This is a genomic window from Peptoniphilus harei (assembly GCF_016726485.1).
Lineage (GTDB): Bacteria > Bacillota > Clostridia > Tissierellales > Peptoniphilaceae > Peptoniphilus_A > Peptoniphilus_A harei.
The window spans coordinates 71,240-92,711 of the sequence record NZ_CP068103.1 but is presented as its reverse complement, the minus strand read 5'-3'; the positions used below and the strand labels follow the sequence as shown (position 1 = coordinate 92,711).

The 21,472-nt window shown below is 33.2% G+C and carries 23 protein-coding genes; 16 read left to right on the top strand and 7 right to left on the bottom strand.

The genetic code is table 11. The annotated features are described in order from the left end of the window. Positions 1 to 119: 119 nt before the first annotated feature. Positions 120 to 1,358 (bottom strand): carboxylate--amine ligase, encoded by a 1,239-nt coding sequence (locus tag I6I93_RS00390; protein WP_112890304.1) that lies wholly within the window; start codon positions 1,356 to 1,358, stop codon positions 120 to 122. A gap of 83 nt (positions 1,359 to 1,441) precedes the next feature. Further along, complete coding sequence (locus I6I93_RS00385; protein WP_112890303.1) at positions 1,442 to 2,395, bottom strand: TIGR01212 family radical SAM protein; 954 nt, start codon at positions 2,393 to 2,395, stop codon at positions 1,442 to 1,444. A 100-nt stretch (positions 2,396 to 2,495) separates the two neighbouring features. On the opposite strand from I6I93_RS00385, the gene I6I93_RS00380 reads away from it, so the two are divergent. From I6I93_RS00380 to I6I93_RS00345, 8 genes are read left to right on the top strand one after another with little or no spacing between them, the layout of a single operon-like run. Continuing rightward, a complete protein-coding gene (locus I6I93_RS00380) occupies positions 2,496 to 3,392 on the top strand; it encodes a tetratricopeptide repeat protein (RefSeq protein ID WP_112890302.1) in 897 nt (298 codons plus the stop codon). Continuing rightward, positions 3,389 to 4,144 carry a type I methionyl aminopeptidase gene (gene map, locus I6I93_RS00375; protein ID WP_070701720.1) on the top strand — a complete coding sequence of 252 codons (756 nt, stop codon included), beginning with the start codon at positions 3,389 to 3,391 and terminating at the stop codon, positions 4,142 to 4,144. The genes I6I93_RS00380 and map overlap by 4 nt, the downstream gene beginning before the upstream one ends. Before the next feature lie 3 nt (positions 4,145 to 4,147). Continuing rightward, positions 4,148 to 5,512 carry an MATE family efflux transporter gene (locus I6I93_RS00370; protein WP_112890301.1) on the top strand — a complete coding sequence of 455 codons (1,365 nt, stop codon included), beginning with the start codon at positions 4,148 to 4,150 and terminating at the stop codon, positions 5,510 to 5,512. Positions 5,513 to 5,523: 11 nt separating this feature from the next. Then, positions 5,524 to 6,129, top strand: a complete 606-nt coding sequence (locus I6I93_RS00365) for a peptidylprolyl isomerase (protein WP_112890590.1) — start codon at positions 5,524 to 5,526, stop codon at positions 6,127 to 6,129. A gap of 4 nt (positions 6,130 to 6,133) precedes the next feature. Next, the gene (locus I6I93_RS00360) at positions 6,134 to 6,736 is read left to right on the top strand and encodes a thymidine kinase (protein WP_112890300.1); all 603 of its coding nucleotides are present in this window, start codon (positions 6,134 to 6,136) and stop codon (positions 6,734 to 6,736) included. Between the two features lie 51 nt (positions 6,737 to 6,787). Then, positions 6,788 to 7,864: a carbohydrate kinase gene (locus I6I93_RS00355; RefSeq protein WP_236587187.1), complete on the top strand. Its 1,077-nt coding sequence runs from the start codon at positions 6,788 to 6,790 to the stop codon at positions 7,862 to 7,864. Continuing rightward, on the top strand, positions 7,857 to 8,780 hold the full coding sequence (locus I6I93_RS00350; protein WP_112890298.1) for a pseudouridine-5'-phosphate glycosidase: 924 nt from the start codon (positions 7,857 to 7,859) through the stop codon (positions 8,778 to 8,780). The genes I6I93_RS00355 and I6I93_RS00350 overlap by 8 nt, the downstream gene beginning before the upstream one ends. Beyond that, positions 8,761 to 9,264 carry an acyl-CoA thioesterase gene (locus I6I93_RS00345; protein WP_172605476.1) on the top strand — a complete coding sequence of 168 codons (504 nt, stop codon included), beginning with the start codon at positions 8,761 to 8,763 and terminating at the stop codon, positions 9,262 to 9,264. The genes I6I93_RS00350 and I6I93_RS00345 overlap by 20 nt, the downstream gene beginning before the upstream one ends. An 80-nt stretch (positions 9,265 to 9,344) precedes the next feature. Here the strand turns inward: I6I93_RS00345 and I6I93_RS00340 are convergent, their stop codons facing one another. Genes I6I93_RS00340 through I6I93_RS00320 form a run of 5 tightly spaced genes read right to left on the bottom strand, consistent with a single transcriptional unit; the run spans position 9,345 to position 14,357 of the window. After that, positions 9,345 to 10,124, bottom strand: a complete 780-nt coding sequence (locus tag I6I93_RS00340) for an ABC transporter ATP-binding protein (RefSeq protein WP_112890297.1) — start codon at positions 10,122 to 10,124, stop codon at positions 9,345 to 9,347. Beyond that, the gene (locus tag I6I93_RS00335) at positions 10,102 to 11,091 is read right to left on the bottom strand and encodes an ABC transporter ATP-binding protein (RefSeq protein WP_112890296.1); all 990 of its coding nucleotides are present in this window, start codon (positions 11,089 to 11,091) and stop codon (positions 10,102 to 10,104) included. Before I6I93_RS00335 ends, I6I93_RS00340 begins: the two co-directional genes overlap by 23 nt. Next, complete coding sequence (locus I6I93_RS00330) at positions 11,088 to 11,903, bottom strand: ABC transporter permease (protein ID WP_112890295.1); 816 nt, start codon at positions 11,901 to 11,903, stop codon at positions 11,088 to 11,090. Before I6I93_RS00330 ends, I6I93_RS00335 begins: the two co-directional genes overlap by 4 nt. Before the next feature lies 1 nt (position 11,904). Next, a complete protein-coding gene (locus I6I93_RS00325) occupies positions 11,905 to 12,846 on the bottom strand; it encodes an ABC transporter permease (RefSeq protein WP_112890294.1) in 942 nt (313 codons plus the stop codon). After that, positions 12,843 to 14,357: an ABC transporter substrate-binding protein gene (locus I6I93_RS00320; RefSeq protein WP_112890293.1), complete on the bottom strand. Its 1,515-nt coding sequence runs from the start codon at positions 14,355 to 14,357 to the stop codon at positions 12,843 to 12,845. Before I6I93_RS00320 ends, I6I93_RS00325 begins: the two co-directional genes overlap by 4 nt. Before the next feature lie 168 nt (positions 14,358 to 14,525). Between I6I93_RS00320 and I6I93_RS00315 the strand changes: the two genes are divergently transcribed. The 8 genes from I6I93_RS00315 to I6I93_RS00280 all read left to right on the top strand — a co-directional run bounded on the left by I6I93_RS00315 (position 14,526) and on the right by I6I93_RS00280 (position 21,388). Continuing rightward, positions 14,526 to 14,807: a DUF503 domain-containing protein gene (locus I6I93_RS00315; RefSeq protein WP_112890292.1), complete on the top strand. Its 282-nt coding sequence runs from the start codon at positions 14,526 to 14,528 to the stop codon at positions 14,805 to 14,807. A gap of 17 nt (positions 14,808 to 14,824) precedes the next feature. Then, positions 14,825 to 15,463 carry an endonuclease III gene (nth, locus tag I6I93_RS00310; protein ID WP_112890291.1) on the top strand — a complete coding sequence of 213 codons (639 nt, stop codon included), beginning with the start codon at positions 14,825 to 14,827 and terminating at the stop codon, positions 15,461 to 15,463. Positions 15,464 to 15,471: 8 nt separating this feature from the next. Beyond that, positions 15,472 to 16,932, top strand: a complete 1,461-nt coding sequence (locus tag I6I93_RS00305; protein ID WP_112890290.1) for a VanW family protein — start codon at positions 15,472 to 15,474, stop codon at positions 16,930 to 16,932. A gap of 74 nt (positions 16,933 to 17,006) precedes the next feature. Continuing rightward, a complete protein-coding gene (locus I6I93_RS00300) occupies positions 17,007 to 17,966 on the top strand; it encodes an aromatic acid exporter family protein (RefSeq protein ID WP_112890289.1) in 960 nt (319 codons plus the stop codon). A 56-nt stretch (positions 17,967 to 18,022) separates the two neighbouring features. Beyond that, entirely contained in the window at positions 18,023 to 18,604 is a 582-nt protein-coding gene (locus tag I6I93_RS00295; protein WP_112890288.1) for a hypothetical protein, read from the top strand. Then, a complete protein-coding gene (locus tag I6I93_RS00290) occupies positions 18,595 to 19,422 on the top strand; it encodes a CvfB family protein (protein WP_112890287.1) in 828 nt (275 codons plus the stop codon). Before I6I93_RS00295 ends, I6I93_RS00290 begins: the two co-directional genes overlap by 10 nt. Next, a complete protein-coding gene (gene rlmD / locus I6I93_RS00285; protein WP_112890286.1) occupies positions 19,409 to 20,689 on the top strand; it encodes a 23S rRNA (uracil(1939)-C(5))-methyltransferase RlmD in 1,281 nt (426 codons plus the stop codon). Before I6I93_RS00290 ends, rlmD begins: the two co-directional genes overlap by 14 nt. A gap of 237 nt (positions 20,690 to 20,926) precedes the next feature. After that, positions 20,927 to 21,388: a flavodoxin gene (locus I6I93_RS00280; RefSeq protein ID WP_112890285.1), complete on the top strand. Its 462-nt coding sequence runs from the start codon at positions 20,927 to 20,929 to the stop codon at positions 21,386 to 21,388. The last annotated feature ends 84 nt before the right edge of the window (positions 21,389 to 21,472 follow it).

Genomic DNA, 21,472 nt, shown 5'->3' with positions numbered 1-21,472 from the left:
GAGAAAGTATTAAACATATAATAAAAATACTTTAAGCAAATAGAAAAATATTTTAAAAAATAAAATAACTTAATATTTAGCATAATAAAAAACCAGCCCTTGAGCTGGTTTAATTTTTATTATTTTTCTAACTTGTAATACATCTTGTAGTGCTTAATTGATCCGTACTTCCTCTTTAGATAAGTAATCTTTCTACTGAAGCTAAAGTCTTTCTTGTTGTTAATTGTAAACTCATAGCCATTCCTTAGAAGCTTATCAATAGTTTTGTGGTACTTTTCATTTGTATAATTTTTTAAAAGCTTAGGATGGGCATTCATCCAAATTTTCGAAGTTTCCTTGTGGTAATATACTTCTTCTTCAAAACCTAGGTCTAAGAGGTCACGAATATAAAAATCAAGGACATTAACTCCACCAGCAGCCATGAAGTAATGACTTTGTGGAAGTCTTAGGTTCATTTCAAATGCCTTAAAAGTATTATCTCGAGGGTCATACTTTAAGTCAATGTTTGAATAGCCTGTGTAGTGGATTGATTCCAATTTTTCCTTATAAAATTCATAAAGGTCTGGCATATATCTTGTGTAAATTGCATCGTTATTTCCAATCCTAAGTGGGAGTGGGTCAGCAAGAAGAATTTGTCCATAAACCATCATCCTCACCTTTCCATTTTTGTCACAGTAGACATTAAAGGAAGCCTGGTTTGATGCAGGTCCAGGAATATATTCTTGTACAAGCATTGTGCCTTCATAGTGGTTGTCGTCGTAAATAGTTTTTACAACTTTTTCAAGTTCTTCATAGTCATAAATTGTGTAGACCTTGTACTTATTTGGGAAAGATAATTTCACATAAGAAATTGAATCATTGGGTTTAAGTATAAGTGGGAATTGAAGGTCAAGGTCTTTAATCTCCTTAGAAGAATTTATTATTGCAAACTTAGGGTAAGGAATGCCAAGCTCTTCACAAGAATTATAAAAATCGATTTTATTTTCTAGCCTGTCATTTAAGTCAGTAGAAGGAGTGTTGAACTTGTAATATTTTTTAATCCTTTCCTTGTTGTTGGAAAGTAATTTGGAGTACTCATCTCCGCAAGGAATTGTAATTAAACTTGCATCCTTGTTAGCTTCAGCAAATTTTATCATCTCACTGACAAAGACTTCGTTGTCGGAAAAGTTTTCTATAATTCGCCTGTCTAAGATTTTTGAATTATCAGTTGCAGGAAGAGCTTTTTGACAAAAAACTGTGGAGATTAGTCCGTAGTTGTCATTTAAAATACGGGCAATCCCATAGGCATTTTCATCAGAACCAAGAATTACAAACTTAACATTATATTTTTTTATTATATCTCTAGAAATATTTTTCATTTTTCTCCTTTTATCTATAAAACACTAAGTATTTTTATCCTTATACATTATACACTAGTGGGGAAGAAATTTTAAGAAGACTATTAAAAAGCCCGATCTATATTCTTCCAATAGCCTACAATTTTTTTAATATCATCTTGAGAAACTACTTTTTTATTATCTTCTTTTAATTTCTTATCTATTTCAGAAATCACAGATAATTTATCAGCACACCAGGTAGGTTCAAAGAGCTTTGCCTTTGGAGGGTCGCCAGTAATTCTATGGACGACAGTTTTCTCATAAATAGTATCAAGGGCTTTTAAGACCAAGTCTACATACTCATATCTTGATAGAATTTTAAAATTTTTATTTTTATATAATTCATATATAGGCGAGTCTTTTAAGATATATAAGTTGTGAAACTTTACACCAAAGGGTGCCAGGTCTCTTATATAATTTATTGTATTTTCAAAATCTTTTTCATCTTCAAAGGGAAGGCCAAAGATAGCATGAATTAAAAATAAAATATTGGCATCTTGTAACTTTTTTACAGTTTCATCAAAAATCTTATGGGAGTAGCCACGATTAATAACTTTAATTGTATTTTCGTTAACCGTTTGCATGCCAAGTTCTAACCACAAAGTCTTCTTCTTGGAGATTTCTTTTAAGTACTCTATCTTCTCATCATCAAGACAGTCACACCTAGTTGCAATAGAAATTCCCTTTATGTCATCACGTTTAACAACCTCATCGTAGATTTTTCTTAAAGTCTCAAGAGAACCATAAGTATTGGTAAAATTCTGAAAGTAGGCAATGTAGTTTTCTGCCTTCCATTTATTTTTTAGAAATTCTTTTTGCGATTCAATTTGCTCATCAAGGCTTAAATATTTTGATCCAGCAAATTCTCCACTGCCATCATCAGAACAAAAGATGCAGCCAATTTCAGATAGAGTCCCATCCCTATTGGGACAAGAAAAACCACCATCAAGAGATAGCTTTACAGTCTTGCCGCCATAATATTCTTTAAAAAAATCATTAAAAGATAAAAATCTTCTCATATAAATCACCAAACTCATTATATATTTAATTAAAAATTATTTCTATGCCTGTGAAATTGAAAAAAATACTATATAATAGAATAGGAATTGAGGTTTTTTAATGGACTTAAAATTTAAAAACTATTTAATTTTAGCAGAAGAATTTTTAATAGATGAGGATTACGATAAGGCGGAAGACCTTCTATTAAGATCTCTTAACTTCACATCTGATAAAGATATTGATGAAAGAATTTCTGTATACTTTGAGTTAGCTGACATCTACCTTAAAAAAGAAAATTACAAAGAAGCTAAAACTTACTTTCAAAAAATTTTAGACTTAAAGGAAATGCCTGGAGCTTATTATGGTCTTGCCATTAGTAATGACTTTGAAGGTAAGGACATAGGCTACTCCATAAAAAATTATAAAAGTGCAATTGATTTGGATCCTGATTATGACAGAGCCCATTATTATCTGGCTCATGCCTATGACAAGCTTGGTGAAAGTAAACTTGCCATAGAGGAATTTGAGAAGGTTATTGAATTAGATAAGCATGACTTTGTTGCTTATAACGACTTGGGATCTATCTATGAAGTTCTAAATGAAAATGAAGAAGCAGAAAGATATGTAAAAAAATCTTTGGATATAAAACCCGACTATGGAAGGGCCCTATATAATATGGGAGTCCTGTGTAAGAAGAAGGGAGATAATAAGTTGGCACTTAAATACTATTATGATGCCATAGGAAAATTTGAAGATCCTTTTTTATTTTTAAATATGTCTGCAATTTATATTGAAGAAAAAGATTATGATGCTGCTATAAAAATTTTAAATAGGGGACTTATAGATTTTCCAAAATCTGTAAATCTCCACTACAATAAAGCCTGCTCCTTCCACTTGCTTGGAAGAGATGACTGGGCAAAAGAAGAAATTATTAAGGCAATAGAAATAAATGAAGATGCCTATGATTGGGCACTAAAAGACGATGACTTAAGTGAGATAGTAAAGGAGTTAAAATGATAATTATAAAAACTGAAGATGAAATCAAAAAAATGCAAGTAGCAGGCAAGGTCTTATCAGATGTTCACCACAAGCTTAGAGATTTTATTAAGCCAGGTGTAAAGACAATTGAAATCGATAGGTTTGTAGAAAATTATTTAAAGGAAAGAGGAGCTTATCCTGAGCAAAAGGGTTACGAAGGCTATCCTTATTCAATTTGTGCATCTGTTAATGATGAGATCTGTCACGGCTTTCCAACGGAATATGTTTTAAAAGATGGAGACATAATAACTGTTGACATGGTAGTAAATGTTGATGGATGGCTAGCTGATTCAGCTTGGTCCTATGAAGTAGGTACAGTTTCTCCCGAAGCAAAAAAACTTTTGGAAGTTACTCGCGAATCCATGTACAAGGGAATTGAAAAGGCCGTAATTGGAAATAGACTTGGAGATATTGGAGCTGCAGTTCAAAAGCACGCAGAAGAAAATGGTTACTCTGTAGTAAGAGAATTTGTAGGCCATGGTATTGGTCAAGAAATGCACGAAGACCCACAAGTTCTTCATTATGGAACAGCTGGACGTGGCTTAAGACTTCAAGAGGGAATGGTATTTACAATAGAACCAATGATAAATATGGGCAAAAAGGAACTTACTATAGATGATAATGGCTGGACAGCAAGGACTAAAGACGGTTCACTATCTGCACAATATGAACACCAAATTGCAATCACAAAGGACGGGCCAATAATAATCACAGACCAAGGTGACTGTTAATAAATGAGGGAAGTCAATTTACTAAGGGGAAATATTTTTTCTGCCCTATTAAAAATGGCTTTGCCGTTAATGGGAACGGCCTTTGTTCAAATGGCCTATTCTCTTGTAGACTTAATGTGGTTGGGACGACTCTCTACAGAAGCAGTAGCTGCTGTGGGAGCCTGTTCCTTTTTAGTTTGGATCGCCCAGGCAATAACACTTGTTGCCAAGACTGGAGTTTCTGTTGGCTTGTCTCAGTCCTATGGTAGAAATGATGATGAGTCATCTAAGAAAGTTTGGCTTGCAGGCTTTGGATTAAACTTAATCTTATGTATAGGCTTAAGCATCCTATACATAAGTATGAGAAATGAAATTATTGGATTTTATAGGCTAGAAGAATCAGTTCATACTATGGCAGTTGATTATTTATTAATTGTCAGTGGTGGCCTTATTTTTACTTTTTTAAATCCAATTTTATCTTCGGCATTTTTTGCCAAGGGAAATTCAATTACTACCTTTAAGATTTCAATTATTTCTTTAGTTATAAATCTTATCCTAGATCCATTTTTAATTTTTGGAATAGGGATTTTTCCTCAAATGGGAATTAAGGGAGCAGCTCTTGCAACGGTCCTTGCTCAAATGATATCAAGTCTTTTATATATTTATGTTGGAATAGGGACAAGGGAAATATTTGTGAGGACAAATTACCTTAAGATTCCAGAAGGATTCTACTATAAATCAATTTTAAACTTAGGACTTCCTGCAGCCCTCCAGTCCCTAATTCATGCTTCAGTGAGTATGATATTAAATAGGTATATAGCAGGCTTTGGAGCTCTCTACATTGCTGTATATTCCATTGGTTCACAAATTGAATCTATATCATGGATGACTGCTGATGGTTTTGCCGTTGCCTTTTCAGCCTTCTTTGGTCAAAACTTTGGGGCCAAAAATTATGAAAGACTTCATGATGGAAGACGTGAAGCGATGAAAATTGTAAATATTATTGGGATCTTTGCAACAGTTCTATTATTTTTCTTTGCAGAAAACTTATTTAGGCTCTTTATTCCAAAAGACCCCGATGCAATTGTGGCTGGTATTGATTACCTAAAAATTTTAGCCTTCTCACAATATTTTATGGCTTTAGAAATTGGGACAACGGGGATGCTAAATGGACTGGGACTTACAAGATACCCTGCTATAAATGCCATGGTATTAAATATTTCTAGAATACCTATGGCTCTTCTATTTATGCCAATTTTTAATGTAAATGGAATTTGGATTGCTATGAGCTTATCATCTGTGCTAAAGGGAATATTTTTGACTCTTATATATTATTATTTGCGAAAAAAGACACAAGGTTTTAGAATTAATATGAAGACCTACGTATGAAAGGAGATAAAATGTTAAAACAATTTGAAAAACCTGCAATAGGAGAAAAAATTGCAGTATTAAAAACTAATAAAGGTGATATAAAAATTAGACTATTTGAAGAAGCAGCACCACTTGCTGTTGAAAACTTCATTTCACTTATAGAAGATAAATACTATGATGGAATAATCTTCCACAGAGTTATTGAAAACTTTATGATCCAAGGGGGAGACCCAAGTGGAACAGGTCGTGGAGGAGATAGTAAGTGGAATAAACCTTTTAAGGATGAGTTTGACCTAAACTTTAGAAACTTTAGGGGAGCTCTGTCAATGGCTAACGCTGGTCCAAATACAAATGGATCTCAATTTTTTATAGTTCAAGGAGACAAACTTTCCGATGACATACTTTCACAAATGAAGGATGCAGGGGAAGAAAATGGTTATCCAGAAGAAATTGTAAAGGCCTATGAAGAAAAGGGTGGAGCTTTTTGGCTTGATGGTAAGCACTCTGTATTTGGCCAAGTCTTCAAAGGAATGGATGTAGTTGATGACATTGCAAAGACAAGAGTTGGATTTATGGATAAGCCAGTGAATGACATTGTAATTGAAGAAGCAATTGTAGAAGAATATAAGGGATAATATAATGCATCAGTATAGAGGAAGAATGATTTTACACACTGGCTCAATGTTCTCTGGAAAAACTAGTTCTCTTGAAAAAGACCTTAAGAGGTTCTCTATTGCAAATTACAAGGTAGTTGCCTTTAAACCTCTAATAGACAAGAGATATGCTAAAAATGAAATTGTCACACATGACAAGATTTCCCTAGAGGCTGTTGAAGTAGAATCAATAAATGAAATTGTAGCCTATGCAGAGAAGCACTCTCCACAAGTTATTGGAATAGATGAAATACAATTTTTATGTGACTCACCTGAACTTGTTCTAGAAAATTTGGAAAAAATCCTTGCAATGGGAATTACTATTGTCCTTGCAGGTCTTGACATGGACTATATGGCTCATCCTTTTGAAATAGTAAAGGAACTTATGCCTAAGGTTGATTATCTAAACAAACATCATGCAGTTTGCAGGAAATGTGGAACAGATGCCTGGGTATCTCATAGAAAAATAAAGAGTGACAAGAGAGTAGAACTTGGGGCAGTTGAAGAATATGAACCACTCTGCAGAAGATGTTATAGAGAAGCCATAGAAGAAGATAAGATAAAAGAAAATCAAGAAAAATTTTTATAAGATATTGACAACCTCTAATCATTTGATTAAAATATAAGTAAATGATTAGAGGTGATTTTTTTGACTCCAAGAGAAAAAGAGATTATAAATCTTTTGAAGAAAAATCCTGGAATGTCTCAGCAAGAGATTGCTGATGAATTAAATATCACAAGGTCGGGGGTTTCCACTCACATAAATAACTTGATGGCATCGGGTTATATATTGGGGAGGGGCTACATCCTAAGAGAAGATACCTATGTTGCAATACTTGGTGGATGCAATATGGATATAACAGGCTCAACCTTTGATAACTTGAAAGAAAGAGACTCAAATCCAGGAAGAATTGAATATTCTAGCGGTGGCGTTGGAAGAAATATTTGCGAAAACCTAGCGAGACTTGGAGTTAATACAAGTCTTCTATCAGTAGTGGGAAGAGACGATGCCGGTAAAAATATTTTGACAGAGCTCAACAGGATAAATGTTGACAGTTCGAGAGTATTAATAGCTGATGGTATCACTCCTCACTATCTCGCAATCCTAGATGAAACAAGGGATATGTATGTTGCTATTTCAGACATGGACCTTATAAAGAATATTGACAAGGATTATGTAGAGAGAAACAGAAAAATTATTGAGAATGCAGAGTTTACAATAATGGATACAAATCTTGAAGAAGAGACACTTGATTACGTTCTTAAAAATCTAAAGGGCAAGTTTTTAATTGATGGTGTTTCAACTAAAAAAGTAATGAAGATTAAAAATCTTTTAGATAAGATTCACTTCTTAAAGGTAAATATTTATGAAGCTCAGGCCCTATCTGGTTTAGAAACTGATAATATTGATAGACTTGGAGAAGACTTAATAAGTAAAGGCTTAGAGAGTCTAGTAATAACAGCAGGTGGCCATGGATCATATTATTTTGAAAAAGATTTTAAAATGATGAGAAAGCCAAGAGAAGTTATGATAGAAAGTGCAAGTGGAGCAGGGGATGCCTTTATGGCAGGTTATGCCTATGGACTCTACAATGATTTAGAAATAGAAGAAAGAATGGCGTCTGCAGAAGCTGCAGCGAGAATAACCCTTATGAGTGCTGAATCCTGTTCAAAGGATATGAATGAAAATAATTTAAAAGGAGAAATTTATGATTAACAACGAAATGCTAAAAAAATATGTTGAGTACAGTGACGAAGTTAAAAAAGCAATGGAAGAAGGTAAGCCAGTAGTTGCTCTTGAATCTACAATTATTTCTCACGGAATGCCTTATCCACAAAATATTGAAACAGCTAAGGCTTGTGAAGAAATTATTAGAGAAAATGGAGCTGTTCCTGCAACAACTGCAATAATCGGCGGAAAAATTAAAATTGGTCTAAGCGAAGAAGAATTAGAATTTATGGCAACTTCTAAGGACATTATTAAAGCATCAAGAAGAGACTTTGCCTACATTGTTTCTCGTGGACTTAATGGTGCTACAACAGTTGCATCAACAATTATTGCATCAAGACTTGCTGGTATCAAAATCTTTGTTACTGGCGGACTCGGTGGAGTTCACAGACACGCTGAAACAACTTTTGACATTTCAAGAGACCTTGAAGAACTTGCATCAAATGACATTATGATTGTTTGTGCAGGCTGTAAATCAATCCTTGATATTGGACTTACTCTTGAATACCTTGAAACAAAGGGAGTGCCAGTATTTGGTTACCAAACAGACCATATGCCAGCCTTCTTCACTAGAAAATCTGAATTTAAGGTTGACTACAATATCAAGACTCCTCAAGAAGCAGCAGATGCAGCCAACACTCAATGGGAGCTTGGCCTAACTGGAGGAATACTTCTTACAAATCCAATTCCAGAAGCAGATTCAATGGACGAAGACAAAATCAATAAGGCAATTGAAGCAGCTCTTGTTGAAGCTGAAGAAAAGGGAATCCACGGAAAAGAAACAACTCCATTCCTATTAACTAAGGTTCTTGAAGTAACTGAAGGAAAATCTCTTGAAGCTAACATTGCCCTTGTTAAGAATAATGCAAGATTAGGTGCTGAAGTTGCAAAATACCTCTACTAATTCAAAAAAAGTTTCTGAATCAAAGGTAGTCTTCACTTATGGTGTAATGCCAACAGACCTAAATACTGGAGGCACGCTTTACGGACCGAGACTCTTTGAGATTGCAGACCACAGCTCTGGAACTTGTGCCATAAGACACACTAGGGGAAGGGTTGCTACAATTTCATGTGACAGCTTAAGCTTTCTCAAGCCAATAAACCAAGGTGACTTCTTAACTGCTACAACTTTTATATCTGGTATCGGAAACACTTCTGTAGAAGTTTTTACGAAGTTTACCAAGGAAGCTCCCATGACAGGTGAAACTGAACTTGCAGCCTTTTGCTTCTTAACTTTTAAGTGCAAGGGAACTGAGCCAGGTAAGATTCCTGCAATTATTGGAGAAAGTCTTGAAGAGAAAAAAATTATTGAAGGTTATGAAGGAAGACGTCAAATAAATAAAATTAGACAACAAAATAATAAGGATTTAAAAGAAATCTTGAAATAAAATAAAGCTGTAAGTATTTAGATGTGTGCACATCGTACTTACAGCTTTTGTTTTTATATAATTTAATTTTTTATAAATCTTTAATCTAAACTTATTGAGGAGAAAAGTTCTTTTGTATATTCATTTCTATCTGGTGATTTGAGATCCCCAGTCTTAAATAGGTCAACCAATTCTCCGTTGTATAAAACTCCAATCCTATCACATAGGTAGGAAATTACATTTAAATCGTGAGAAATAAATAGACATGTGAAATTGTACTCTTCTTGCAAAGACTTTATTAAATTTAAAATCTGTGCTTGAATACTAACATCTAGTGCAGAGACACCTTCATCTATTATTAAAAACTCTGGATCAATAATTAATGCTTGGCCAATGGCAATTCTTTGCTTTTGACCACCAGATAAGCTCCTTGGATATTGGTCGAGAATATCTTCTTCCAATTCTATATCACTTAAAATTTTTAAAACTTTTTCATTTTTTTCTTCTTCACTATATAAGTTGTGAATATTTAAAATTTCTTTTAAAGAAAAACCAATAGTCTTTTTTGGATTTAGGGCTGAGTAGGGATTTTGAAAGACAACCTGAAGTTCTTTTCTATAATTAAAGAGGTCTTCCTTTGAAAACTCAGAGACGTCCTTTCCCTTGAAGTAAACCTTGCCTTCACTTTCTTTCACAAGTCTTAAAATAATATTGGCAAGAGTTGTTTTACCAGATCCACTTTCTCCAACAAGACCAAATATTTCTCCCTTATTAATTGTGAGATTTATATCCTTAAGGGCCCTATTTTCTTTTTTCTTAAAGAGTAGTGAAGAAGATTTATAAACTTTTCCAACATTTTCAATTTTTAATATTTCTTCCATTTTCATCTCCAAATAAATGACAAGAAACCTTGTGTCCATTAAAGTCTATAGTTTCTGGGAATTTTTCCTTACAAATATCCATGGCGTGGTCACACCTGTCCCAGAAAGGACAGCCTTCATTACTCCTATTTTTAAGAGCAGGAACCTTACCTCTTATGTTATAAAGCTTTTGGCCTCTCTTCTTGTATGAAGGCACGGCCTTAACAAGTGCTTTTGTATAAGGGTGCATAGGGTTCTTTGTAAGTTCCTCAGTAGGGGCAGACTCAACAATGCGACCAGCATACATAACCAAGACTCTTTTTGAAATTCTCTCAATTAAATTTAAATCATGAGATATAAAGAGAATTGCTCCATTATAAAGCTTTCCTATGTCCTTAAAAAGTTCTATTATCTGCTTGCCAATATTGGCATCAAGAGCAGTAGTTGGTTCATCGGCAATTAGTACATAGGGGTTGGCAATTAAACTCATAGCAATTACAATCCTTTGTTGCATTCCACCAGAAAGTTCGTGAGGATATTTGTTATAAACAGCTTCTGTATCTCTTAAGCCACACTTGGCCATAGTTTCTAAAACAATTTTTTTATTTTTTTCCTTAGGAAAGTCATAGTGAATTTTTAAGATTTCTTCTATTTGTTTTCCAACTTTTTGTAGGGGGTTTAAGGCAGAACCAGGCTCTTGAAATATTGTTGAGATAGACCTGGACCTGTACTTAGACCATTCTTCTTCAGACATATTTAATACTTCTCTGCCTTTGAGTTTACATGATCCAGATACTATATGGGCATCAAGGCTTTGAATCCCCAAAACAGTTTGAGTTGCCACTGTTTTTCCACAACCACTTTCTCCAACAAGACCAACAAAGTCCTTTTCATAGAGGTCAAAAGAAATATGATTTACTGCGTTTTTTAATTCGCCATTTAATTCAAAGGCAACGGTCAGGTCCTTAACTTCTAATAATTTATTCATCCTTTTTTCTCCTCTAATCTCTTATTCCTAAAGTTTTCTCCATATAGGGTAAATCCAAGAACTAATAGGGAAAGATTTACACCTGAGAACACGAAGTACCAAGGTGCTTGGTTGAAATAAGCTTGTGATTCCTTTAGCATTCTTCCCCAAGAAGGGTGAGGAGGGCGAACTCCAAGACCTAAATAGGAAAGTCCAGCTTCAGATAAAATAGCAGCAGATATTGATAAAATAATTGCCACCATAAGTTGATTTTTTATATTTGGAAAAATATGATTTTTTGCAATATAAAGAGGACTTCCACCCTTAACCATGGCTGACTTAACAAAGACAGCTTCCTTTACTTGCAAGAATCCACTACGGACAACTCTTGCAAAATAGGGAATAGACATAGTTCCTATGGCAATTATAGTATTCATAACTCCTGCTCCAAAAACAAAGACAAGCATCATGGCAAATAAGATTCCTGGGAAGGCCATTAGAGAATCTATAAATCTCATTAGGACTTCATCTACATTGCCTCCAAAATATCCTGCAGCCCCTCCAATAATTGAGCCAAAGATTAGGGCAAAAAATACAGTTCCAAAAGAAAGCATTATAGTAATTTTTGTTCCTTCCATTATCCTTGATAAGATATCACGGCCCATATTGTCAGTCCCAAATAGATGACTAAGAGAAGGCGCAAGGAATTTATTGCTTGTCACAACTTCATTGGGATCATAGGGAGTCCAAAAGATTGAAACTATAAAAATTAATAGGTAAAAAATTAAGATTGCCTTTCCAATTTTTATTGATAATTTATTTTCTCTTAACATATTAACCTCTTATCCTTGGGTCCACAATTCTGTAAAGAATGTCTACAATTAAGTTTATGATTATAACCATAAAGGCAACAGCAAAAACAACTGATTGGATTAGGGGAAAGTCCCTAGAAGAAATAGATTGGACAATAAGTGATCCAATACCTGGCAGTGAAAAGACATTTTCCACCACAAGACTTCCACCAATACTTGAAGTAATACTAATGCCAATAATTGTTATAACTGGTACAAGTGCATTTCTAAGTACGTGCTTATATAGGATATCCTTTAACAAAAGTCCCTTCATCCTGGCAGTCCTTACATAGTCCTTGTTAATTTCATCTAAGATTGCAGATTGCATATATCTTATTATTGTTGCAATATTTGGTATTGCAATGGCAAGAGAAGGAAGGAAAAAATTGTAGAGCTTTTGGAAAAAATTTCCACTCATTGCGTTGTAAGATAAGGTTTTAAACCAACCTAGCTTAACAGCAAATAGATAAATCAATAAAAAGGCAAGCCAAAAAGATGGAATAGAAATTCCAAGTTGGGTAATTGCAGTTATTATTGATGCATACCACTTGTCTGATTTTGCTGTAATTTGAATTGATAGGGGTATGGCAATTATAAGTGAAAGGAACAAGGAAAAAAATGTTAAATATAGGGTAACTGGAAGTTTCTTAAAAAAAAGATCCTTAACAGGAACTTGATATTTTAAAGAAGTGCCCATATTTAATTTTAGTATGTCCTTAATCCAATTTGCATATCTTACTAATATAGGTTTATCAAGTCCCAGCTCTTTTTCAAGAGCTAGAACTTGAGCTTCATCCGCTTCTGTTCCTAAAATTATCTCTGCTGGATTTCCAGGTAGGACTTGGAAGACAAAGAAAATTATTAGGCTTACAAAAAACAATGTAAGAAAAAGGGATATAAGCTTTTTAATAATCATTTTACTCATTTTTCTAATTTTACATCCTCAAGATTTAATTTTTGAATAGGGTATTGGTTTAGACCAGTTAAGCCCTTTCTAAGTGCTTGATTGTTTGCTGGGTCAGCTATAAATACAGATGCAGCATCTTTTGCAAGAACTTTTTGTGCATCCTTGATACTTTGAATTTCTTCTTCTTTAGTAGTAGCTTTTTCTGCTTTTGAAATAGCTTTGTCAAATTCAGCTGACTTAAAGTTTATATAGTTCTTTGGATTTTCTGAAGTATATCTGCCAAGAATTTGAATTGGATCAAAATAACCTATAAATCCAACAACTGTTGCTTCATAATCCCTATCCTTGTATACCTTAGTTAGCCAAGTTGAAAATTCAATTGGGTCTATAGTAGTTTCAACTCCAATCTTATGAAGTTGTGCTTGGATAAGTTCAGCTGTATTCATGTGGTACTTGTAATCACTTGGAACAGTTAGTTTAAATGAAAGACCATTTTCGTAGCCAGCTTCTTTTAAAAGTTCCTTTGCTTTTTCAGGATCGTATGGATAATACTCTCCAAGATCTTCAAAGTATTCTTTTAGGGCTGGTGAGAAAGATGAAAATAGTTTTGTCGCCTTACCCTCAGCTACTGTGTTAATAATTTCATCCCTATCAATTGCATAGTTAAGTGCCAGTCTTACATTTTTATCTTGGAAAGCCTTAAAGTCATTGTTTAATCCCATAACTTGCACAAGGTTTTGTGGAAAACTATTAATATTACAAGCATCTTCAAGTTGACTAGCTTCTTCTGAACTAATACGGTCTGCTAGGTCTAAGTCATTATTTTTTAGAGCCATAATCATAGTTTGTCTGTCAGCTATTTTTATAACCTCAACATTTTCAAAGTGAGCTATGTGGTCCTTGTCGTGGTAGTCTTCAAACTTTTTAAGTCTTAGACCTTCGCCAGGAGTGTAGGACTCAAACATATAAGGACCAGTTCCAATTGGTTTTGTTCCATTATCTTTATAATCTTTTTCCACAATTGGTCTTAAAGTTAAATAGATAAAACCATTTTGTCTTTCCTTTAAATGAACCCTTACGTGATAGTCATCTACTAAGTCAATCTTTTCAATAATTGAAAACTTAGAAGATAGAGGTTCCTTTGATGTCAAACCTGCCATAGCATCATAAGTGTATAAAACATCTTCTGCGCTAAACTCCTTACCGTCGTGGAAATATACATCCTTCTTTAACTTAAAGTCATAGGTTTTTCCGTCTTCTGAGACAGAATAACTCTCTGCTAAATCAGGAATCAAATTTCCTTCTGTGTCTACGTCAAATAATCCGTCAAAAACTTGGTCCATAATTGTTTCAGTGTCACCTGCTGTCATTTTAAATGGATCAAGCGAATCAATGTCTGTAGACATTGCTACTCTTAGTGTGTTTTCTTCACCCTTCTTATCACTATCTCCTGCCTTGTTGCCATTAGAGCAAGATGCTAGAAGTAGTACACCTAGAAAAAGAGTCAAGACTAAAGTAATCTTTTTCATGATTCCTCCTAAAATATTATATTTGCGGCTTTCCGCGATTAAAATATAACATATAATTTATTTAATTTCCATGTAATAGAAGTAAAATCTTTTAGAGATTTTGAAACTACCAATAATAAAAAAATTTGGGGATAAAAAGAAAATATTATTCATGTTATAATAACTATTATGATAATAGGAATATGCACTTGCGAAATTTATATTTTTAATGCAAACTCTTTAAAGTCAAAGAGGTCTGTAGTTAAAAGTATTATTGAAAAGTCAAAGAACAGATTTAACATTTCAATTGCAGAAGTAGGAGAACATGATAAGTGGCAAAAATCTATCATTGCCTTCTCAACTATTTCTAATGATCAAAGACTTGTTGAGGAAACTATTGAAAAAGTTATAAACTTTTTTGACTCCTATAGTGAAATTGAAATAATAAATATTAATAGAGAGATATTATAAAAGTAAGGGGAATAAAGATGAAAGGAATCTTAAGTCACGAAGAGGCAGATAAGTGTCTCGATATATTAGAAGAGACTTATCCAGATGCCAAGTGCGAACTTGAACACACTAGTCCCTTTGAGCTTTTAGTTGCAACTATCCTATCAGCTCAATGTACTGATGTGAGAGTCAACAAGGTTACTGGAGAAATGTTTAAAAAATATAATAAGCCAGAAGACTTTGCCAATATGGATATAAAAACTTTAGAAGGTCTTGTCAAAGAATGTGGCCTTTATAGGAACAAGGCTAAGAATATTAAAGCATCTTCAAATGTAATATTGGAAGAATTTAATGGTGAAGTTCCAGAAACCATTAAGGACCTAATGAAGTTACCAGGGGTTGGAAAGAAGACAGCCAATGTCGTTGCTTCAACTTGCTTTGGAGTGCCTGCTATAGCTGTGGACACTCATGTATTTAGGGTCTCTAATAGAATAGGATTTGTAAATGAAAACAATGTAGAGAAAACAGAAAAGGCTCTGCAAAATAAAATTGATAAAGATAGGTGGACCAAGGCCCATCACTTATTTATATTTCACGGAAGAAGATGCTGTACTGCAAGAAGTCCAAAGTGCCAAGAGTGCACTATCAAAGACTTATGTAGGTATTATGAGGGGTAATAACTTAAATGAAAACTTTAAGGAATAAATTTTTTAATATAAATAAAAAAGTTCTTATTGGGCTTGCTATCTTTTTAATGCTATTTTTTATTTCTATAATGTATTTTACTAGTGAGTCCTTAAATAAGGGCATATACAGGGGAATAAGGGTAGAAGATGTTGATGTATCTAACCTATCTAAAGAAGAAGCTATTAAGAAAGTAAAAATTGCCACTGATGAAAAGATAAAAAATAAAAATATAGATTTTTATTATGGAGATAAAGAGCTTCCTATTCCGCTTAGAGACTTTGGATATAGTCTAAATACAGAAGAGGCTGTTAATAGGGCCTATGACCTAGGAAGAAGTAAGGGACTTGTTAATAATTATTTGGATATTTTATCTAGTTTAATTTTTAAGAGTAATATTATGGCTGATTCAAACTTTGACGATCTTAAAAAGGATGCAGTCCTTACAAATCTTGCAAGAGAAATCTACAAAAAACCTAGTGATGCCCATCCAATTTTCAATGAAGATGGAACAATGAGTATAGCAAAATCTGAAACTGGTAGGTATCTTGACTTAAATGAAGCAAAAGAACTCTTAAATCAAGACATGCTTCATAAAGAAAAGATTGAACTTCCAGTTTACGATACAGATCCAAAAATCACATCAAGTTATTATGAGGGAATAGACAAAATTTTAGGAGATTTTAATACAGATTACTCATCTTCAATAAAAAATAGGAAAGAAAACATAAAAATTGCATCCGAAAAATTTAATAATATGAAACTAAAGCCAGGCCAAGAAATTTCCTTCAATGATACTGTTGGTGAAATAAGTGAGGAAACTGGTTTTAAAAATGCCACAGTTATTGTTGGTGGAGAATATGAAGATGGAATTGGCGGAGGTATATGCCAAGTTTCAACAACCTTGTATAATTCACTTATTTTATCTGACCTTGAAATTGTAGAAAGACACAATCACTCTAGACCAATTAACTATGTTGATCTTGGGACTGATGCTGCAGTAGCAAGAGGCTACAAAGATCTAAAATTTAAAAATAATACAAACAATCCCATTATAATATTATCAGAAGCAAATGGAGAAAAATTAGATTTTAAAGTTTTGGGAAATTCTGCTGACAGAGATTATGAAGTAAAGATTATTCCTGAAAGGCTTGGGGTAGTAAGTCCTGATGTCAAGACAACTTATTCTGATTCTATACCAGAAGGAGAAACAGTGGTAAAGGAAAGTGGTAAAAGAGGTTATTCCTACAAGACTTATAAAGAAATTATTAAAAATGGTGAAGTCTTAGAAAAATCAGAAATTTCAAAATCTTACTACGTTCCAAAGAGCAAGGTCTTAGTAGTTGGAACAGGAACTTCTTCTGAAAATAATGATGATGATAATGATAAAGACAACAATAAAGACAAAAGTAGTAAGAAGTCAAAGGACTCAAAAAAATCTAAAGATAAAAAGAAGGGATAATAAGAATTAATAAGGGCCTAGGCTCTTATTTTTTTGCAAGCATTAATGGTATACTTATACAAAAGGAGGTCTGTATGAATAAGACAATACTTATTAGAACTATAAAAACAGCTCTGGCATCTCTTTTAGCAATAATTGTTGCTCAAGAACTTTCTCTTGAATGTGCATCTGCTGCAGGAATAATTGCAATATTAAATATATTTGAAACTAGAAAGGCAACTATTGAAGGAGGACTTAAAAGAACTTTATCAGCTGTAATAGCCATTGTCATAGGAGGACTTGCATTTGAGAAACTTGGTTATGCAACATGGGTTTTTGGACTTTACTTATTAATATTTGTACCAGTGTCCTTTCTTTTAAAAATTGAATTAGGTCTTGGACCATCAAGTGTAATAGTTACACACTTGCTAGCCTTTGGAGAAATAAATTCTACAATTATATTAAATGAGATGGCTCTTGTTTTTATAGGAACAGGCTTTGCAATGCTTACTAACTTTTACGCACCAAATAGTCAAGACCAGCTAAATTCTTTAGTGGCAAGTATTGATGAAGATATGAAAGCTATCTTAAATATGTTCGGTAAATCCCTAGTGGAAAATTTAGATGTAAAACTTTATGAAGACAAGATCTCAGTGTTGGAAAAGGACATAAAGAAGGCAGTAGATCTTGCAGTAATTGAAAATGATAATATGATAGAAAATAGTAGAGAAATGCTCTACAACCTTCATCTAAGAGAAAGGGAAATGAACCTCTTGGAAGATATGTATTATGATTTAAAAACTATTCCACCAGAATATTCTGATGGCAAATATATCTCAGATATCTTGATTAAAACATCTGAGAACCTAACAGAAGATGGAGACATGATAAAAGTTAAGAAGAGAATAGATTACTTAAAGGATCACTTCCACATGATGAAGCTTCCTAAAGACCATGAAGAGTTTGCAATTCGTTCAGCTGTATTTCAAGTTTTTAGAAGCTTAGATCAGTTTATAGAAATAAGTAATTATATTAACAACAAGCCAAAATATTAAAAATGCAGATTAGCTTTTACGTATTATAAGACTTGGATTTGTGATAAAATAAGCCTATGGGAATATTTGATATATTTAAGAAAAAGAAGTCGATATATAAAATACTTTTAGAGAATAATTTTGATTTAGAAAAACTTTCTAATATTAAAGATTTAAAATTATCTAATGGATCTTATGAACTCAGTATTTTAAAGGGAGAAGAAAAAATAAATCATATAAAGACTAGAGAGTTAAACAAGGCTCTTGATGATTATTATCTTAGAGATGCTAAGGCAATAGAAGAATTCGAAAATTTTTTTAAGGATAAAAGAGCCTTAGAAGCTGAGAGAAATTTCTTGACTTTTTTACTTCAAAAAATAGAATTTGATGAAAGCAAGTTAATTGGTCTTTCAATTTTACTAATGAGAGATTCCAGAAATGAAGAGTGCGTGAAATTTGGAATGCTCATGACTAAGTATTACAATCTTAGGGAAGTAAGAAGGGCCTATGAAATATTTTTAAACTTATTAAAACATCCAGCCTTTATTTATTATGGTATAGATGTTTTAAAAGATATAGATTATGGAATTATTGACGATTTGTATGAAGGCATGACAGAGATTGGAAGAGAAATAATAGAGGAGAAGGCATGGAATTAGGAAAAATACAAAAATTGACAGTTGCGTCAAAAAAAGACGGCAGAGTAAGTTTAAAAGATGAAGATGGTGAGAGAATCTTTCTTGCTAGAGGCGAGGGAGAAAATTTAAAATTAGGAGAAGAAGTTGAGGCCTTTGTATATAACATTCACGAAGACTTTGAGGCAACTTTAAAAAGACCCTATGCTCAAGTTGGTGATTTAAAAAAATTAAAGGTTGTTGATAAAGCAAAAGTTGGTTACTTTGTAGACAATGGAATTGGCAAAGATATATTCTTGCCTTTTAAAGAATCCTTCGGAAGATTAACAGTTGGAGATGAATATCTTCTTTATCTTTACCACGACAAGAGCGACAGGCTAGCCCTTACAATGAATATTAAGGATAAGCTAAGCACAGAGGGAAACTTTAAGGTAAACGACATTGTCAAGGGAACAATCTATAGCATAGGAAGGCCAGGAGCTTTTGTTGCTATAGATAACAAGTACGATGGAATGATTCCAATTGAAGAAATAAAGGGAATTTATAAAGTTGGAGAAGAAGTAGAGGCAAGAGTTCAAAGAATCCTTCAAACAGGTTTTATAACTTTGACCCTAAGAGAAAAGGCCTATAAGCAAATTGATGCTGATGCAGACTTAATTTTGGAACTTCTTGAAGACAACAATGGAGTTTTAGAAATAGGAGATAAGTCAGACCCAGAACTTATAAAAGATATAACAGGACTTAGCAAGAAAGCCTACAAAAGAGCAGTGGGAAATCTTTACAAAAATAGGAAGATAAATATTTACGATACAAAAATAGAGTTGAAACATGGCAGAAAATAAATTTACAGGAGAAATTATAGACTTTGACTTCAAGGGACTTGGCATGACCAAGCTCAATGGAAGCCCAGTATTTTTAAATGGGGGAGTAATTGGCGATGAAGTAGAGTTTATAATTACCAAGAAAAAGAAAAACTTCTTTAAGGGAGAAATTTTAAAAATATTAAAAAGATCTAAGGACAGAGTGGAATCCCCCTGTCCTTATTTTAAAGATTGTGGTGGATGTGACTTTCTCAATTATTCTGATGAAAAAGAATTAGCTTGGAAGGAAGCAGAAGTTAATAAAAACTTAAGTAGACTTGCTGGGCTTGATTTAAAAGTTGAAGAAGTGATAGATTCTCCAGACAAACATCATTATAGAAACAATATGCAGTTCCAGGTTAAGAATGAGAAAATCGGGATTTTTGCAAAAAATTCTAAGGACATAGTTCCTATTAAAAACTGCATTATGCAAAAAGATTCTGCAAATGAAGTTCTTAAAATAATGTGGGGCTATAAAAAACTCAAAGACCTAAAGAGAATAGGAATTAGGACAAATTATAAGGGAGATCTTCTTTTAATACTTGTTAGTAAAAAGGGAAGATTAGAAATAAAAGATATCTTACCTGATCTTATAGATGCAGGAGTTAAATCAATCTACCTGAACTACAATAAGGAAGATGGAAGGCACTACTCAAGAGAGTTCGAAAAAATTTATGGCGATGACACAATAGAAGAAAAACTCCTTGGGATAAATTATAAAATTTCTCCAGAATCTTTCTTCCAAATCAATAGATTAGCAACAGAAAAACTATACAAGAAGGCAATACACTATCTTGATCCAAACAAAGATGATAAAATATTTGACCTATATTGTGGTGTTGGATCCATCTCACTTTCAGTTGCTAAGGAAGGTCCTGAAGTTATAGGCATAGAAATAGTTGAAAGTGCTGTTGATGATGCAAGAGAAAATGCAGAAAAAAATAACATCAAGGCTAGATTCGTGTATGGTCCAGCCGAAGAAAGCATAGAAAAACTTTGGGAAGAAGAAAAAATTTCTCCAAATAAAATTATAGTAGACCCACCAAGAAAAGGCCTAGATGAAAAACTAGTAAACTTTTTGAAAGAAAATCCAGTAGAAAGATTAGTCTATATATCTTGTAACCCAGCAACCCAAACACGAGACTTAAAATCATTAAAAGAAGTCTATAAAGTAGAAAAAATTTCTTTAGTAAACTTATTTCCAAATACGGCACATGTGGAATCAATTTGTTTGTTGTCAAGAAAATAAGATTATAGGTTATTAGACTTTTGAAATCAATGGCTTTTAGGATTTTAGGATAAATCTTAAAAGCCATTTTTCTATTTGGAAAACACCTTTTGGGAACGGTTCAAGTGTAGATTATTACAGGGTGTGTAGACACTATATATATTTTAGGGGAGTGAACAAGATGGATAATTTTAGGATACTCATCATATAATAAAAATGATATAATAGTAATTAAATTGAATTAAGGAGATAATTATAATGAGTCCTTTGGTTGTATATTATTCATTTTCAGGAACAACAAGAAGATTAGCAGAAGATATTGCGTTGATTACTGACGGGGATTTGAGAGAGCTGAAGCCACAAAAGCCCTATTCATTCTCATATAATACAGCTGTAAAAGAAGTGAGAGAAGAAATTGAAAAAGAATATTGCCCACCTCTTATTAAAGGGGCGGAAACTATTGAAAATGCAGAGGTGGTTTTTATTGGTTCTCCTAATTGGCTTAAAACTTTTGCCCCACCCGTGCTATCGTTTTTAAGAACGGTTGATTTAAGTGGAAAGACAATTGTTCCGTTTTGCACGCATGACGGAGGTGGTTTTGGGAGAATGATTGAAGATTACAAAAAGGAATGTAAGAATTCAATTATTAAAGATGGAATAGCGTTAAAAGGAGATTACAGTTTTGATGAACTAAAAACATGGTTAGATAGTAATTTATGAATACCAGTTTATTAAACTCAAATAACCAAATAAAAGATACAAGATAGCAATTCGCGAAGCAGTAAATCAAATCGGTTTACTGTT

What these genes read in the sequence shown, in the direction of transcription:
- I6I93_RS00390 (WP_112890304.1), bottom strand. Translation starts at nt 1,358, where the DNA reads ATGAAAAATATTTCTAGAGATATAATAAAAAAATATAATGTTAAGTTT.
- I6I93_RS00385 (WP_112890303.1), bottom strand. Translation starts at nt 2,395, where the DNA reads ATGAGAAGATTTTTATCTTTTAATGATTTTTTTAAAGAATATTATGGC.
- I6I93_RS00380 (WP_112890302.1), top strand. Translation starts at nt 2,496, where the DNA reads ATGGACTTAAAATTTAAAAACTATTTAATTTTAGCAGAAGAATTTTTA.
- map (WP_070701720.1), top strand. Translation starts at nt 3,389, where the DNA reads ATGATAATTATAAAAACTGAAGATGAAATCAAAAAAATGCAAGTAGCA.
- I6I93_RS00370 (WP_112890301.1), top strand. Translation starts at nt 4,148, where the DNA reads ATGAGGGAAGTCAATTTACTAAGGGGAAATATTTTTTCTGCCCTATTA.
- I6I93_RS00365 (WP_112890590.1), top strand. Translation starts at nt 5,524, where the DNA reads ATGTTAAAACAATTTGAAAAACCTGCAATAGGAGAAAAAATTGCAGTA.
- I6I93_RS00360 (WP_112890300.1), top strand. Translation starts at nt 6,134, where the DNA reads ATGCATCAGTATAGAGGAAGAATGATTTTACACACTGGCTCAATGTTC.
- I6I93_RS00350 (WP_112890298.1), top strand. Translation starts at nt 7,857, where the DNA reads ATGATTAACAACGAAATGCTAAAAAAATATGTTGAGTACAGTGACGAA.
- I6I93_RS00340 (WP_112890297.1), bottom strand. Translation starts at nt 10,124, where the DNA reads ATGGAAGAAATATTAAAAATTGAAAATGTTGGAAAAGTTTATAAATCT.
- I6I93_RS00335 (WP_112890296.1), bottom strand. Translation starts at nt 11,091, where the DNA reads ATGAATAAATTATTAGAAGTTAAGGACCTGACCGTTGCCTTTGAATTA.
- I6I93_RS00330 (WP_112890295.1), bottom strand. Translation starts at nt 11,903, where the DNA reads ATGTTAAGAGAAAATAAATTATCAATAAAAATTGGAAAGGCAATCTTA.
- I6I93_RS00325 (WP_112890294.1), bottom strand. Translation starts at nt 12,846, where the DNA reads ATGAGTAAAATGATTATTAAAAAGCTTATATCCCTTTTTCTTACATTG.
- I6I93_RS00320 (WP_112890293.1), bottom strand. Translation starts at nt 14,357, where the DNA reads ATGAAAAAGATTACTTTAGTCTTGACTCTTTTTCTAGGTGTACTACTT.
- I6I93_RS00315 (WP_112890292.1), top strand. Translation starts at nt 14,526, where the DNA reads ATGATAATAGGAATATGCACTTGCGAAATTTATATTTTTAATGCAAAC.
- nth (WP_112890291.1), top strand. Translation starts at nt 14,825, where the DNA reads ATGAAAGGAATCTTAAGTCACGAAGAGGCAGATAAGTGTCTCGATATA.
- I6I93_RS00305 (WP_112890290.1), top strand. Translation starts at nt 15,472, where the DNA reads ATGAAAACTTTAAGGAATAAATTTTTTAATATAAATAAAAAAGTTCTT.
- I6I93_RS00300 (WP_112890289.1), top strand. Translation starts at nt 17,007, where the DNA reads ATGAATAAGACAATACTTATTAGAACTATAAAAACAGCTCTGGCATCT.
- I6I93_RS00295 (WP_112890288.1), top strand. Translation starts at nt 18,023, where the DNA reads ATGGGAATATTTGATATATTTAAGAAAAAGAAGTCGATATATAAAATA.
- I6I93_RS00290 (WP_112890287.1), top strand. Translation starts at nt 18,595, where the DNA reads ATGGAATTAGGAAAAATACAAAAATTGACAGTTGCGTCAAAAAAAGAC.
- rlmD (WP_112890286.1), top strand. Translation starts at nt 19,409, where the DNA reads ATGGCAGAAAATAAATTTACAGGAGAAATTATAGACTTTGACTTCAAG.
- I6I93_RS00280 (WP_112890285.1), top strand. Translation starts at nt 20,927, where the DNA reads ATGAGTCCTTTGGTTGTATATTATTCATTTTCAGGAACAACAAGAAGA.